Origin of the sequence: Nostoc sp. CALU 1950 (assembly GCF_051172895.1) — a bacterium.
GTDB lineage: Bacteria > Cyanobacteriota > Cyanobacteriia > Cyanobacteriales > Nostocaceae > Nostoc > Nostoc edaphicum_A.
The window spans coordinates 90,415-106,060 of record NZ_JBDNJQ010000004.1 but is presented as its reverse complement, the minus strand read 5'-3'; the positions used below and the strand labels follow the sequence as shown (position 1 = coordinate 106,060).

14 protein-coding genes and 1 tRNA gene are annotated in these 15,646 nt (G+C 36.3%); 12 read left to right on the top strand and 3 right to left on the bottom strand.

Annotation, left to right across the window (positions count from 1 at the left end):
• Positions 1-241 precede the first annotated feature (241 nt).
• From ABF638_RS02410 to ABF638_RS02395, 4 genes are all read left to right on the top strand, one after another.
• Positions 242-2,536 (top strand): peptidoglycan DD-metalloendopeptidase family protein, encoded by a 2,295-nt coding sequence (locus ABF638_RS02410; protein ID WP_435019934.1) that lies wholly within the window; start codon positions 242-244, stop codon positions 2,534-2,536.
• A 167-nt stretch (positions 2,537-2,703) separates the two neighbouring features.
• Positions 2,704-2,777 (top strand) — tRNA-Met (locus ABF638_RS02405).
• A gap of 122 nt (positions 2,778-2,899) precedes the next feature.
• On the top strand, positions 2,900-4,027 hold the full coding sequence (locus ABF638_RS02400; RefSeq protein WP_435019932.1) for a tyrosine-type recombinase/integrase: 1,128 nt from the start codon (positions 2,900-2,902) through the stop codon (positions 4,025-4,027).
• A gap of 24 nt (positions 4,028-4,051) precedes the next feature.
• Complete coding sequence (locus ABF638_RS02395; RefSeq protein WP_435019930.1) at positions 4,052-4,240, top strand: hypothetical protein; 189 nt, start codon at positions 4,052-4,054, stop codon at positions 4,238-4,240.
• Between the two features lie 229 nt (positions 4,241-4,469).
• On the opposite strand, the gene ABF638_RS02390 is transcribed toward ABF638_RS02395, so the two are convergent.
• The 3 genes from ABF638_RS02390 to ABF638_RS02380 all read right to left on the bottom strand — a co-directional run bounded on the left by ABF638_RS02390 (position 4,470) and on the right by ABF638_RS02380 (position 8,028).
• On the bottom strand, positions 4,470-4,760 hold the full coding sequence (locus ABF638_RS02390; protein ID WP_435019928.1) for a hypothetical protein: 291 nt from the start codon (positions 4,758-4,760) through the stop codon (positions 4,470-4,472).
• 341 nt (positions 4,761-5,101) lie between these two features.
• Complete coding sequence (locus ABF638_RS02385; protein ID WP_435019926.1) at positions 5,102-7,147, bottom strand: plasmid replication protein, CyRepA1 family; 2,046 nt, start codon at positions 7,145-7,147, stop codon at positions 5,102-5,104.
• Positions 7,148-7,734: 587 nt separating this feature from the next.
• Positions 7,735-8,028, bottom strand: coding sequence for a hypothetical protein (locus ABF638_RS02380; protein ID WP_435019924.1), 294 nt, complete (start codon positions 8,026-8,028; stop codon positions 7,735-7,737).
• A gap of 1,158 nt (positions 8,029-9,186) precedes the next feature.
• On the opposite strand from ABF638_RS02380, the gene ABF638_RS02375 reads away from it, so the two are divergent.
• The 8 genes from ABF638_RS02375 to ABF638_RS02340 are packed head-to-tail and all read left to right on the top strand — an operon-like array spanning position 9,187 to position 15,642.
• Positions 9,187-10,539: a hypothetical protein gene (locus ABF638_RS02375; protein WP_435019922.1), complete on the top strand. Its 1,353-nt coding sequence runs from the start codon at positions 9,187-9,189 to the stop codon at positions 10,537-10,539.
• A 1-nt stretch (position 10,540) separates the two neighbouring features.
• Positions 10,541-10,705 carry a hypothetical protein gene (locus ABF638_RS02370; RefSeq protein WP_435019920.1) on the top strand — a complete coding sequence of 55 codons (165 nt, stop codon included), beginning with the start codon at positions 10,541-10,543 and terminating at the stop codon, positions 10,703-10,705.
• A 2-nt stretch (positions 10,706-10,707) separates the two neighbouring features.
• A complete protein-coding gene (locus ABF638_RS02365; RefSeq protein ID WP_435019918.1) occupies positions 10,708-11,076 on the top strand; it encodes a hypothetical protein in 369 nt (122 codons plus the stop codon).
• Positions 11,077-11,115: 39 nt separating this feature from the next.
• Entirely contained in the window at positions 11,116-11,481 is a 366-nt protein-coding gene (locus tag ABF638_RS02360) for a hypothetical protein (protein WP_435019916.1), read from the top strand.
• A gap of 27 nt (positions 11,482-11,508) precedes the next feature.
• The gene (locus ABF638_RS02355) at positions 11,509-12,582 is read left to right on the top strand and encodes a hypothetical protein (protein WP_435019914.1); all 1,074 of its coding nucleotides are present in this window, start codon (positions 11,509-11,511) and stop codon (positions 12,580-12,582) included.
• A gap of 36 nt (positions 12,583-12,618) precedes the next feature.
• On the top strand, positions 12,619-13,260 hold the full coding sequence (locus ABF638_RS02350; RefSeq protein ID WP_435019912.1) for a hypothetical protein: 642 nt from the start codon (positions 12,619-12,621) through the stop codon (positions 13,258-13,260).
• Between the two features lie 7 nt (positions 13,261-13,267).
• Entirely contained in the window at positions 13,268-14,305 is a 1,038-nt protein-coding gene (locus ABF638_RS02345; RefSeq protein ID WP_435019910.1) for a hypothetical protein, read from the top strand.
• A complete protein-coding gene (locus tag ABF638_RS02340; protein WP_435019908.1) occupies positions 14,305-15,642 on the top strand; it encodes a hypothetical protein in 1,338 nt (445 codons plus the stop codon). Before ABF638_RS02345 ends, ABF638_RS02340 begins: the two co-directional genes overlap by 1 nt.
• The last annotated feature ends 4 nt before the right edge of the window (positions 15,643-15,646 follow it).

Sequence of the window (15,646 nt, the reverse complement as noted above, 5' to 3'; positions counted from 1 at the left end):
AATGGTAAAGAGTAAAACGTCCTAAGTGGTGTTAGGAGTGGTTCGGACAAGTAAACACAGCAAATTTTAAGTTTTGCTAACACGTGTGAACTTGTCTAAATCAGAGAAGCAGGTTAATCTTGCGTAAGCATCTCTGGTGAATGTGATCTTGATCTATCATTTGTTGTGATCTAAATCATTGACTAGTATCCAACTGAAAAATCGAGGTCAGTTAAGCGCTAGTGATCATAGGAGGTCGTCTTTGAAACGAGCATTAAAAAAGAGAGTAAAAGCTGTGTTGAACAATAACCCCAGCAGCGATGATGCCCCGGTGGAACTGCTAAATGTGATGAATCCAAAAGTTAACCGCCGGGTGCGGACAAAAGCCGCCATGATTGGCTTGGCAATCTCTATGGGAGCAACCAGCCTTTTGGTGACTCGACAAAGCGATCAAGCCCAAGCAGCGGTGCCAGTAGGCAGCCAAAAGGCAACCTCAGCGATTCCTGCTGTTCCTGACACTGAGGTGAAATTCGCCTCCACAAAGCTGGAGTCCCAAGCAGTCTCATCAGCGAGCGTGCCGGAAAGTCCTGTGATCGTGGAACCAACGGCAGTCTCACAAGTGCCTGGGCTTGAAGCTAAATGGCAAGTTGCCGCAAGTGGAATGTCTTTGCAAGTTCCTGCATCAGAAACGTTTTCCCAAGCAACAGCTGATTATAAAAATTCCCCTTACCTGAAGCCTCAACTGGCACAGGGATTGAACAATACCTTAGCCGAAACTAGTTTCCCAACAGTCAATAATCTGTCTGACTCTAGTGCTGATGGTTTTGGTAGTACAAATGCATCACTAACTGCCGAGCCACAAACAGTGGCAACATCTGGCGCAGTCAACAGTGAAATAAATGCACAACTTAAGGCGCAACAAGAGTTCGCACTAAATCGATTACAAGAAAAATCGAACCGTTTAAGAAAGAGTCTGGCACAGTTGCGGTCTGGGGAAAGCCAAAATTTATCACAAGCTGATATAGAGTTGGCACAGCCAACAACTGTGGTTGAGAAGACTGTATTAGCCCAATCGGATACTTCTGACGATGCCAGCAAAGCGAACCTGATATCGAGGTTAAAACAGAAGACACAGACTAGTGCAAGTGTACCAGTACCAGTTACACCAACAGTTATTGCATCTTCGACTCGAACTGCCTACGAAGTGAAGCCTGGAGATACACTAGCAGCGATCGCCAGCAGATACAACACTTCAGTATCAGAAATAGTTAAGGCAAATAACCTCAATAATCCAAATGAACTGAAAATTAGTCAAAAACTAGTTATTCCTGCTGTTCAAGTTGAGGCAACTGTAGCCACTAAGCCCACTTTTGTAGAGTCCAGCAAAACTCCAAAAGTAGCCACTTCCCCTGTGAATATTGGTAGTGCCAACTCATACCTACCTAGTTCACAATCACCAACCATTGCCGACAACAGTAGCGTTGCTGTCCCTACACCAGTAACTGTTCAGATTCAGGCAAATAGTGCAACTGACTTAGAAACAGCCCCCCCCACTGTTAGGTCTTATGGCGTTGGTGGTGACATTCCAGTGCCACAAGCTTTTGCCGAAATGCAACAGCCTAAAACAGCAGCAAATAGGGTAGCAAGGGGAAACAATAACAATAATGACCGTTTGCGGGGCTTACAAGCTGAAATCCAGAGGTTACAGCAGAAATATCGCGCTCAACAGTCTGGAAACTTAGTTGTGCCAGCAGCAGCTACCGAAACTAATAATGCTGCGATGCTCACTCCTATTTCTACCCCCAATAATTTCCCCATACCGAACTCTGCTCCTCGACCGAATAGTGTAGCGATACCAATTCCAGTTCCAACACCGATTCGGGCTAACTATAGCGCTCAACCAATTAAGACCCAATTCCGTACTACTGTACGCCCTAACGAGGCAGTAAACCCAGAGTTCTTGCCTAATCTAGGTTCTGCTAGCCAGTGGACTCCCTCTCGCACTCCATCTCCAACAAGAGTCGCAACGCCTGTTGGAAGAGTAAATTCCTCTGACTCCTTAGGAAAGATGCGGGGAACCACCGTTTCTCCACAGATACTACCGCCTTTGGCAGCAGTGGATCAATATCTGCCCAGACCCATTGACGAACTCACACCTCCTCCATCTTCCTCAACCATAGCTTACACATGGCCAGCAAAGGGTACTCTCACCTCTGGTTATGGCTGGCGTTGGGGTAGAATGCACAAAGGAATTGACGTTGCCAACTCCACTGGTACGCCAGTTGTCGCCTCAGCTGAGGGGACAATAGAAAAAGCTGGTTGGAACAAAGGTGGTTATGGCAACCTTGTCGAAATCCGCCATCCTGATGGCAGCACGACTCGCTATGCTCATAACAGCAAGATTCTGGTGCAAGCAGGTCAGCAGGTGAATCAAGGAGAAACAATTGCTTTAATGGGTAGCACTGGTCATAGTACTGGGCCACACACCCACTTTGAAATCCATAAATCAGGCAAGGGTGCTGTTAACCCAATCGCTATGTTACCGGATCGCCTGTAAATCTTGGCTGTCTGTAACTAAATTATTGCCTTGTTAGTTGAGGGAGTTTACCTCCCTCTTTTGCTTTGTATGACCTCAACAGGGATGGAAGTTCTAATAAAATTGCAAAAGGGTCTAGTCTTGAGCAAATTTGTATGCTATATTATTAAATGACTTGAATGAAATCTGGCTCAGTAGCTCAGTTGGTTAGAGCACGGGACTCATAAGCCTGGGGTCGTTGGTTCAACTCCGACCTGAGCCACTTAAAAATTTAATCTATATAAGGGTTTCAGCTTCTGTACATTGGTGGTCATGGAAGCTGAATCTTTGTTTTAACTCTCCTTTGACTATCCAATGACTATCCAAAATAGTCAAAGGATTACCATGAAAGTTGGTATTGAAGTATCTAAAGGTTATCTTAGATTAAGATTTCCTAGAGCTTTATTTAATGGCAATCAGAAATACTTATCTTTGAATCTAACTGACACTCTTGAGAATAAAGTTGCTGCTGAGATTCAGGCACGACGAATAGAGTTAGATATCCTAGCTGGTTATTTTGACCCTACCCTTGCCAAATACAAAGCTGGCCACACCGCTACCCCTAAGAAACAAAAGGTATACAGCCTACTTGAGTTATGGGAAAAGTATACTCAGTTTAAAAGTGGTCAAGTACAGGAATCAACTCTTGTCCGTGACTACTCATTAATAGAGAAGCGCATCAGAGCATTACCTACTACTGATGCTAATCAAGCAGTGATGATAAGGAATCATTTACTGAGTACTTATTCTGCTGAAACAGCCAAGCGTACTCTTAAACAAATGAATGCTTGTTGTAATTGGGCTGTTCTATCTAAGTTAATAGAAGTTAATTCTTTTCATGATTTAGCTAAAGGTATTAAGACCAAAAGAAAAGATAGTACTATACTCACTTTTAACAGAGAGGAAATAAGTATTATTGTTGATGCTTTTATTAGCAATAAATATTGTCCTAAGTATTCACCACTGCCTCATTCATATTATGCCAATTATGTTCGTCTATTATTTCTCTCAGGCTGTAGACCTGAAGAAGCTGTAGCTTTGAAATGGAAACATATTAGCTCAACACATATCACTTTTGCTGAAGCTGTACCCTCTGATGTAAGGGTGAGGAAGGATACTAAAACTCACCAAATAAGATTATTCCCGATTAATAATCAGCTAAAAGAACTCTTAAATTCTATTGGGTATGAAGAAGCTGAGAAATTACTTTTCTATAATCGCAATGGTAGAGAGCTAAATACTCATAATTTTCTCAATAGAGTATGGAAACCAGTATTAACTAATTTAGTCAATGATAAGTTGATTAGATATTATTTACCTCAATATAACTGTCGTCACACTTTTATCACCCTATGTTTGGAGGCAGGTATTAGTGTTAAACAAGTTGCTGATATGGTGGGTAATTCTCCTGAAGTAATTTATAAGCATTATTCAGGAGTAATCAAACAACTTGAAGTTCCAGAAATATTTTAAACATCAATCAACCAAGGAGTCCTTATGCAAGTTAACCTTTCTGCTTTAATAAAATATTTGAATTTACTTTGTGAATTAGAAGATGGAGATGAAATTTGTATTAATGGGTATACTATCAAGCGAGAAGGTAATAAAATTTGGCAACATATTTTTGATTATGATGAAGAAGATGAAATTGATGAAGAAATTATAGAAGGTGAAGAGGATAAATGAGACTAAATTATAAAAATAATAACCTCATGAGTTAGCTAATCTTGTAGTTGACTCATCAGGTTTTTTGTTGTGAAAAGGGTAATGTTAGTTAGCTTATTGTCAGAAGCCTAGCCTCTTTTACTAAATGCTTATTTTTGCTTTACACTCTAAAATTTTACTAGGCAGTTAACTTTTGTTGTAATCAGCTCTAGCTTTGTGAATATCGATAGGGATGCTACTGGTTGTTAATCTATAACGGGTCATCTAAACCTATATTTATTCTGGCTTGAATAAACTCCCCTAATTTTTTAGGGTCAAAAGTATTAACAGAATTAGGATCAGAATTTAAAAAAGATACTCCTTCAGATATGCCTATATCTTGAATAAGCTCCCCAATTTCAATATTTATATTTGAAATTGTCGCTTTAAGTTTTTCATTATCTTTAGATAATTCACCATTGTCAGATAACAGAAGGACTTTCTTTAAAAGTACATAGGAGTAAAATAAATTATTAATTGCTTCCTTCTTTTGCTCCTGCATAATCACACCTGGTTAAGTACTTACCTACCCTAAAGCATCATTTAGCTTATGTATGTGATAGAAGTCACCCCCAGTGCGATCGCCCTACTAATGATTACTATATGGTAGTAGAGGGGGTTTCATTCTGGGGGCATAGAGATTATAGAGTTTACTGTAAACCAAGGTTATAGAAAACATTAACTATAACTAATGTTAAATGTAACCCAAGCTTACTGTAAATCAAGTATAAGTTAGCTTGAGTTACTCATAACTATGCTTTCTATAACTCAAGTAGTGGCCAACCTTTTTTATCTTCTTCTTTAACAGAAAAGGTTGGCCAGCACTCAACTAACCTTATACTGCTAGAATGGCAAACCTACCATCTCTCCTTTTTTAGCAAAGTTCTCTTCCTTAGCTTTCAGAATCTTATTCATCATCTCAACTGAACTTAAGTCAAGATAGTATTTTCTAACTCTAATCTTCTCATCCGCATCTACATCTGGATAAACACCACCACACCAGCTATTAACTAAGACATCCCCTTTCCTTACACTCACTCTTTTATCTATAGTGGCCAACCCTAAAGTATTTAGGACTGCTTGAATAAACTGGAATGGTTTCTCTTCTACATCCTTAGGAACTGATACACCTAGTAATTCCTTAAATTCAACAGCATTCTGAGTAAACCATTTATGGTTAGCCAAGTGAGGATTCCCTTTTCTCTCTAAGCGGAAAGCTTTTAGTTCCTCACCCTTTAATGAACCATCATAGTTAACTATGTTTAAAAACTCTCTGATTAAGTTAACCGTCTTGACCCTATACTTACGTTCAGAAGGAGCCTTTAGTAAATCCTTTTCATCTTGAATAGCCAAGTCTTCTAAACTTCTACTCAACCAACTTTGGAACTTAACTGCATTAAACATCTTACTCTCATGTCTAACTGCCTCAGGTAGATACTCAACTAAACCGCCAACCATTTCAAGTAACTTATATCTCTTAATTGAATTAGTTTCCTCCGTAGATAAAAGAGATGGGTCAAGCTTTAGAATAAATAATCTATCTGAATCAATGACAGGGGCATTAAGAATAGCTTGATGTTTAAATTCTCTATTCTGCTGCTTGATTACTTTACTAGCCTGCTTCATAGCTTCTGATTGTCTAACTTCATCCTCACTTACCGCATGTGATACAACTCTACCTTCCTTATTAGCAGCTTCAAGGAATGAAGAATGTAAATCATTAAGGGATTTATTTTGTATAGCTTGTAGTTGACAAAACATCTTCATGTAAGCAGAGTCTTTAACCTTATATATCCCAGTTGCAATATCAAAATCCCAAGCCCAAACATCTCCATTTCTTGCCTCTGCTAACGCCTGGTTAACTGTACCAGTCCAACCAGTACCAAAAGCAACTCTCTCTTTATTAGATAGTATCTGTTTCCAATCAGTAAGTTCACTACTTTTACTTGTAGTAACCCAGAACTTAACTTCTTTTACAGTTCTAACTCTTGCTGAAGCTTGTAGTAAATCAGTTGCAGTAGCAAAAGCGCCATCAGCAAATAAGTACACTTTATCAAAGTGGGGTTGGTTAATATCCATTCCAGTAAATAAACTTGGAGAAGCTACCACAACTTGATAATTCTTTTGTATCAAATTTACATCATTAATAAACTCAGTTTGTTTTAGTTGGTTTGAGTTACCACCATGTACAGTTAACTTACCTTTAATTTCTATGGGTGATTTAGTTATTACAGAACTGATAAGGTCTACTTTAGCTTGGGTATCACAAGCAACATAACAATTTAACCCAGCCGCCAAATCTTTAAGTAACTCAACTTGTAAACTATCTGAACTAGGAAACTCAATAAATACTCTATCATTGGATTTATAAGTATTAGTCACCCAAGTAATATCTTCTTGACTTACTTGAACATCTCTATAGTTAAACATCTCAACAAAGTAATCTAATGTTTCCTGATTCATATCAGCATCCAGTAGGACTAGTTGCTTACAGTTGTAAACTTTATTAGCCAAAGTATTCAGTATCTCTTGTCTATCACCTGAACAAGTTTCCCCTATTAGATGCCTCAGAACCTGAGTCGCCTCATCAATTACTATAGTGGCATTTTTATGAGTATCAGAGTTAGTTAAATTCATTAGAGAGTTAACACAGATTACTAACCTTTTTGAATGATAAGCAGCATTATCTGAATAGTGAGCAGAGTTAGTACGATTAGCTAAATCTTTTGTTAGTGCCACTCTATGGCTTAAGAATAAAGCAGAAACATCAGCTAAGTTATCTTGCATCCATCTGGTTTTACCTGTACCCTTACCTGATTCAATTACTAAAATTCTAGTATCAGGATTATTGAAGTTGAGGTATTGTTGATTTAGTTTAATAGTTTTCATATAAATATAATTAAGTTAGGTTATTTATATACTAGAGGGAAGTTTTTAGTTTACTCCCCTCTCATTAGTTATTTAGTTAGAGTGGCAAATGGGTTAAGAGCATAATCATCTAAATAAAGCTTAACTGCCCTTCGTATAACATCTGATTTATCAAGCCCCTCAAGTTTAGCTACTGTTTGAAGCTTGTCACCATCACCTTGAAATAATCTGATACTTGTAATCCTATCTAGTTTCATAAATTTTGATTAATTGTATTCTTATACCCTCTATTATAATCTCTTAATATACTAATGCCAATAGTTAAAAGTGCAGTAATTGAGCAACCTAATCAAGCCGCCAATCATAAACATATATACAGTAATAGAAGATAACTAATACATTTTCCCATTAATAAAAACTCAAAGATAACTTCAGTCAAGTAAGGCAACCTTTACAACCTGTAATTTCTGATAACTGCAATAACTTATCTGAATTTAGGTTTCTTACCTCAGCCATCTTCTAAGTTAATCAACTAAGTCAGCTCACTTGAATTCAACTAACTTAGTTCGCTTCAGTCTAATACCTTAATTAACTCAGCTAAACTCAGTTCACTTCAGTTTAGATGGCTGAAAAGTTGTAGCAGACTGAATATAGCTTTCCTTATCTTTCAGGTGCGTAATTAACGATACTACTTCCACTAAGTCTACTTCAGTTAGTTGACTTACCTTAGCCACCTGTCTTCTGCTGTCTACAGTTTGTTTAATTAAACTAAACAAAGTTAATAACAATAAAGCTATCACCCTAGCTAACTTAAATGTAAACCTAACTACAGCCTTCATACCCTCAGCAAACTCTTGTGATTGGACTTCTGTTAGTGCTGGCTGCAAATATGTTGTACTCATTTTATTATTCCTTAATGTTGATGGAGCGTATTACTTTGCTGTCTACCACTAAATAAACTTATTTAAAAGCTTTGTTAATCTGTTAATGAAGTGTAGTTAACTTAAACTCTGCTGTCTACTTATTGATAGTCTTAATTAAACCGTTACTGAATATCAGCAAGCTAATCTTCTGCTGTGTGTAAGAAGATTGCTATGTTAAGATGACTGCACCTAAAGGTGGTTTAATAAGTGCAGTTTTCTACTCATAAGTGAGAAGATAAACCAGACATCTCTTAGAGCTTAAGCGTAGCAATAGTTAGCATAAGTGAGAAGCTAAAAGTCTCTTATAGAATGAAAAGAATAAAGAATAGTTATAAGTAAACTTAGGGAGTATACACCCTCGCCTTGCCTACTAGCCTAATCATCTATGCTAACTCTCCCCACCAAAGGTAGGACTAACTAATGTACTAAGCTCACCTATTAAAGTAATAGACTCTTTGGAAGTTACTAACCATTGTTTTCACTTCCAGTCTTATTACAGTTGTATGGTACCTCTGGCAAGCATAGCTCACCGTACTCATACACATAGATGCTTTTCCATTAGTTATTAGAGAGCTACTTATTACTTACTAACCCAAAGCGTTCAGTAATAAGTATTCACATAAATAACAGCTTTCAGTAAGGCAATCAGCTAGTCTCTATACACTTTACTCCTGTGTTAAAACACCTCTGGAATATTGCATATAGAGAACTTATATCTTTACCTTAACTCCTGTGACTAGCACCTCTGGAGTAGCAAAGCTATAAGTAAGTTAGATAACTAACTTCATTCACCAAGCAGAATTGAACCGACACACAATCTTCCTAAGAAGCAGAATAGGTTCTTACACAATCTTGTTGCGCTGATGTTAAGGGCATTAACATGATAATAAAAAAGGGATAGTATACCCCCTATCATTAAACATTAATACAGTTAATTAATAAAAGTTTAATCAACCCTGCCGCCATAAGTCACCTGCCCCTAGCTACCCCTAGAGATACATATATATTAAACAACTCAGTTATCTAATTACAAAAATACTTTTAGTCTGACTAAAAGTAATTCATATTTATCATTCATCCCACTTTTTATCATTTTATTTAATGTATATAATAAGTATAAGTAAACTGTTATTTTAGATGGCTACAAAATCAGAACTACTAGATGCCTATTTAGGGATAAACCCTTCTGGCAATAGAGAGTTACCTATTAAATTAATTCAGCTAGTTGTAGAGCAAATTAAAGCATTTTTACTGGGTGATGGCTATCAAAAGAAAATAAAACTTTTAGCTATAAATCCAGAACAGCAAGAACAATTAAATTTACAATTAGAACAGCTAAAGCTTTATAGTTTACTCCATGATGTTTACAATGATGTCCCCATTTTTGGAGAGGCTTATATTGAGGTTTCTGATGGCAAATTACGTCATATTAAGACAGTAGACATTGATGACATAAAGGTTGACCCTCTTGACCCTTTAAAAGTTGTTTACTTAAAGGAGAACAGAGAAACTTATGACCCAGATGGTAACACTTACAAAAAGGTAAAAGTAGAACATTATCTGAGTCTCTCCGCAGAGAACCAGACTACTCTAGATTTATTCAACCTACCTGAATATAAATACTTTATCAAAGTAGGAAGTAATGAACCTCTAGAGATGGGTGATCACATTCCCATAGTTAGATTAGTGAATTCATTGGATGGGAGACAAGCTATATCTGCTATTGAAAGATTGATTAATCTTCAGCTTGAATATGGTGAAGTCAGGTCAAGAATTAATTTAAATGGTAAACATCATAAGCCTCAAATTTACACAATTGGAACTTCTGCACCAGCTATTATTGGTCGGACTAATGCAAGTCAACTTGAAAGTGTAGACTCACCTACAGGTAGTGCAGCTTTCCAAACAGCATTCACTGATCATGGGGCTAGTATTCTTCATCTTCCTATCAGTAATGCTGCTGCTGAACTTGGTATAACTCCTCATATTGGTTACTTACAACCAGTAGACTCACCTTATCTTGAAAGACAAAGATTAATTATTTTACAAGACATTTATTCTCTAACTGGGGTAATGCTTCTTGAGCTACAGAATGCTAGATCAGCTTCTAGTTCATCTTCTCTCAGTGTCCTTTATGAACCACTACAGAGGGCTACATTAAGTAGAGCTAACTATTTAATTTCATCTATTAAGAATATCTTTGCAGAGTCCGGTGTTGACATTCCTTTTAGAGTGGAATTACCTGACATGATGCCTAAAGATTTACAGGATAAGAAACTGCAAATTGAAGCTGTTGTAAATAAACTAATTTCTAGAAAGAGATACCTAGTTGAAGTTGAAGGTTTAACTGAAGAGGAAGCATTAAAAGAGCTAGAACAGTTAGATGCAGAGAAGGGATTGAATATTCAGTATTCTGCTGCTTTGACTGACTCTAAGGATAAAGCTAATGCAGATAGTAATAATTTATTTGAAGATAGCGTAATTAACTAATATGAGAAAAGTTTCCCTTGAGGATGATGAGTTTTACATAACAGTATGGAAAGATGGCACCTTTAGGGTATTAGCACAGTTAGATGCCATCTACTATGAAAATGACCCAAACTTCTTAATTAATATTCCTCTAAATGAAATACCGCAACTACTACAAAAAGTTTAAATATGGATGAGCAAACACAAGAATTGGATTTAGGTTTAGAAACTTCCATTACACCTCCCACTCCTGAGATTGATTATGAGGCTGCCTTAGCTCAAACTAAACCTGACTTTCAAAGAATGGTTAAACTTCTAGGGATAAAACCAACAGGTTCTTCTCAGGAAGAAGTAGTTGCAGATTTGTTAGCTAAACAGCAAGCTTTGGAAGCAGAATTAAGAGAAAATTTAGTTCCTAAAATACAGACTGCTTTACAGGCTGTTTTAGCAAAAAAACCCAATACTAATGGTAACTCTGTGGTTACAAAACCTGGAGTATCTGTTAACAAGACTTCTACTGAAGAAGATCGCAAAGTGAAAGCTTGGCGTGGTTATTAAATAAACACAAGTAAATATAAATTACTAACAATTAAAATTATGCAAAACGTAGCTTACAACACAGTCCTTTATAGATTTATTAACTCATCTCATTTGGATGGTTCTATTGTTAACTTAGTGTGTGCAGTAGACATTCCTGAAGGTGCAGTAGTAGCTGTTAATAGTTCAGGTCAAGCAATCCTATGTACTGCTTCTCTTGAGCCTATAGGAGTGGCTAGATACTCTCGCAAGGCAGGTACAACTTTAGCAGTAGATAATGACTGCATTATTGAGAACAAAGGCACTTCATTAGCTCTTACACCTGGCGCTGCTGTATTCGCTGGTGCTGCTGGGATTGTTGCAGGTACAGGAACTAAGAAAGTTGGGATTGCTCTAACTGCTAATAAAGTTAAAATTTCTGTTTAATTCAAATAATTAATTATTTAAAAATATATGACTTACAACACTACTTTTTTTGGTGAACTTAGCTCTAATGATGCTGATTTAGTAACAGTTGATAATCAATCTGTTGTATCTATCTTGAGAGAATTAGACCAGGATATGTTGTTCTATGGTGACATGAACTCCAGGTTCTTTGAACCACTAGTAGAAGCAATTAATACCCCTCAGAAAGTTGTCAAATATTATGATGGGGAAACTCTTGAAAGTTTAACTGAGTCAGCTAGACCTAGCTCTCGCTCTACTGTTTGGGATTACACTCAAGAAATTCCTTATGAAGAGTTTATGACTGCATTAACTCTTTCTTCTAGAGCAGTAAAACTGATGACTGGAGATGAGTTAGCTGGTTATGTACAAGCTAAATTAACTTCTTTTCAAAAAGCTAGGTTTAGTGCATTACGTCAAACCATTTTCACTAATACTAACAGAGTAATAATTGACTCTATTAACAAATATCAAACTACCAGTATTCCTTTCTACAATAGTGATAGTTCTGTTGCTGCCCCTGCTGTTAATGGATATACTTTCCAAGCTGGGGATTTACAACACTATACTGCTGTTGCTAGTGCAGGTTCCCCCACTGTAGCTGAGATACGCACAAAGCTAATTGATAAAGTCAGGCATCATGGTTACAAGCAATTAGAAATCTGGATTTGTGATTATGAATATTCTTTGGAAGCTTTGAGTGGGTTTGTACCAGCAGAAAACCAAATTGGACGCAACCTTGAAATTGCTACTGGTGGAGCTTCTAATGACAGAATGAGACAGCTATCACCTTGGGAAGGTTTGGTGGGTTTTATTAGCAATACTCCTATTATCAAAACACCTATAGTTCCTGTAGGTTATGCAATCTGTGTGGGTGTTGATGGTGGGGCTAACAAAACACCTTTCCTCAGCAGAATTCCTACTGTTGCTAGTTTAGCTGGATTACAAACTGATATTAAATCTAGCTTTGCTTTAGAGAACACGATCATGAGTGATGGTTGGGGTTATGCAGCTAACCATAGAGGTGCTGTAGCAGTTCTACAATTAAGTGCTACTAGTTACTCTATTCCTAGTAACCTTTAATTAAATTGGAGGGTTAATTCCCTCCTATAAAATATTATGTTTGCAGATTTAGAAAGGTACAAAGCTTTAGAAAGAGATATAGTAAGAAGTTCAATAATAAATCAGTTTTCTGGTTTAGTATATGTCCCTGCATTAACCACATCATTTAGCTCTAGTTTACAATCCCAAGGTACTGTAATAATAAATGTTGATAATGCAAGCTGTACCTTGGGCGCAACTGATTACCCAGCATATTTTATACCAGGATATATAGCTGAAGTAGCGTCATTAAGTAACGCTACAGTTGATTTAGGTAATTTTGATTATGTAGACTTTCTTGATGATGAATATTTGGTAACCCATATAGAAACTAATCTATGGTATCCAAATAACTTTCCAGACAATATATGGGGTAGGTTAAGACAAAGCCCTTTTGGTGTTAGTTATTTCTTTCATATAGGTACATCTAAAGTATATAGCGGTACACTTTTATATCATTTAAGGAATGAGTCAGGTTTAATTACTGTAAGCATAGAGCAACGCTTTAAAAACAATCCAAGCTTTAATAACAATACAGATGTAGTAGTGCTTTCTTCAAGTCTTACTTATAGTAACTACACTCCTACCACTTTTTTAAATGGGTTAGATAAAAACACTATTATTAATTATGTTAAAAGATTCCCTAATAGATTAATTTAATAAAAATATGCCAGTATCAATTACTTGGAATGATTTTTTTAATAACTATATAAGAACCTCTCTTAATGATACAAGCACTAGTATTGTCGATATTAATAGAGCAAACTTATTAACCTTATTTGTTATATCTGACCTTCAAGCAAAAGGATTAGAAGATATACAAACCACCATATCTAGTAATGTGATTACTTCTATAGAAGCTAGCGTTATTGATGCTTGGAATCTAATAGGCTTTGGAGTCAAATATTATTATGTAAATGACCCAGTAGTTAAGTTTGATTCTAGTTCTGGTACATCTATTACTAGAGATAGAGAGTTAATTGAAAAAGCTCAAACAGATTATTTTCTACACTTAAGAGCCTATATTACAATTCATAAGTTAGCTACATTAACTGCTGCTCAATTCTGGACTCAACGTGATGTAATAGAAGCTATAGGCAATGGGGCTTCTACTACTTGTTGTAAAGATACTTTAGAAGAAAAATTAGCAATTATTGAAGCTGAAAAGAATGCTAAGTTAGCTGAGATCGCCAGAGAAGAAGATAAAGAAATCACTCTACAAGACCAGAAAAGACTTACAGCTATTGAGTTAAAAGAAATTGATAGAAAGTACAAGTTAGAAGATAAAGAAGCCTTAAGGGAAAAGCCAGCTACCAATGGTATATGGACATCAGCAGGTCAATTTACCTACAGCTACTTAGTTGACTATGGGGTAGAGATGGAAGACACTGTGCCTATGTTCTCTAAAAAATTAGACAACACAGACTTTGGTATTCCAACGCTTATCCAAGCTCAGACTTACATTGGTCAGACTATTGATAATTCTAATTATAAAGAGATAAACATAGAAATAACTGCATCTGCAAATATTACCTACACTTTCAAAGCATTAATAGGTTTATCCTATGAAACAATAGGCGACCCAGTTACAGATAACAATATTATTAAGAGATATTCATTAACCAATACCACAGCTTACAGAATTGAAATAACTGGTATGGAGCCTAACACTGAAATCTACATTGATGCGGAGGCTTTAAGCTAATGTCTTGTACAGGAATCTCAGTTCTATGGGCTGGGAATTGGTCTAATAGTAAAGTATATAGAAAGAATCAAGGAGTTTTCTATAATGGTTCTAGCTATAGAGCCAATAAGACTACTACTGAAACACCATCAATTGAAGCTATAGATTGGGAGTTAATAGCCCAGTCAGCTAGCTCAGAATCTAATCCTATTGGCTTAATTGATTTGACTGATGTAGAGCTTTCTAGCCCCAATGCAGGTGACATATTAATCTATGATTCAATCACTTCTACATGGGATAATCAACCTACTTCTAGTCTTGGTTTAGCTACTTCAACTGACTTAACTAATCACACTACTAATACCTCTAATCCACACTCTGTAACACCTACTCAAGTGGGTAAAGATACTGCACAATGGAATGCTAATAAGATTAAAGGTGTTGAAGTAGATGATACTAACAAAGCTAATGGTAAAATCCTTAAGTTTAATAGTACTTCTAACACTTTAGAATATGTAGATGACATAGCAGGAGGAGGTGGTGGAGGTGGAGAAGGTGAAGCTAATACTGCTTCTAATGTTGGTACTGATGGAGTTGGAATATTTAAACAAAAGAGTGGAGTTAACTTAGAATTTAAAAAGATTAATAGTGGCTCAAATAAAGTAACTATTACTAACGATACTAGTAACTCTGAAATAGATATTGATATTAATGAAACTAATTTAGCTGTAACAACTAACTTATCTAATCACGTTAGCAATACATCTAACCCTCACTCTGTTACTCCGTCTCAAGTTGGGAACTCTACTGCACAGTGGAATGCTAATAAATTACAAGGTGTAGATGTTCACACTACTACGCCTACTGATGGTCAAGTATTAGTCTATAGTTCTGCTAATAGTAGATATGAACCTGCTACCCCTTCTGGAGGGGGGTCTAGTATAGTTTTACAGACTAAACACATTCAAACTGTTGCTTTTAATAGTAATTTAGGAGTAGGAGGTAGCCCTAGTAATACTTGGTTTAGTACTAACTTAACCTTAGAAATAACTCCTATTAGTGCAAGTTCTGTTATTCAAATTATGGGTAACATTAATTGCGTTAAAACTACTACAAATTCAAGTAATTATTTTAATGTTAGAGTTTCTGCTAGTGATGCTAGCTCTAACTTAATTCAAGCTTTAAATGTAGGTAGAAGATCAGATGCTTATCCTGAAGCTGTAGCTATAAACTTAAGAGTAAACTCAGCTAGTACTACTACTAGAAGCTATACAGTTCAAATTCAATTGCAAGGTATTAACTTTCAATTAGCACAGTCAGCTTTATGTTCTTTAACTCTTATGGAATTAGCAGGTTAACATA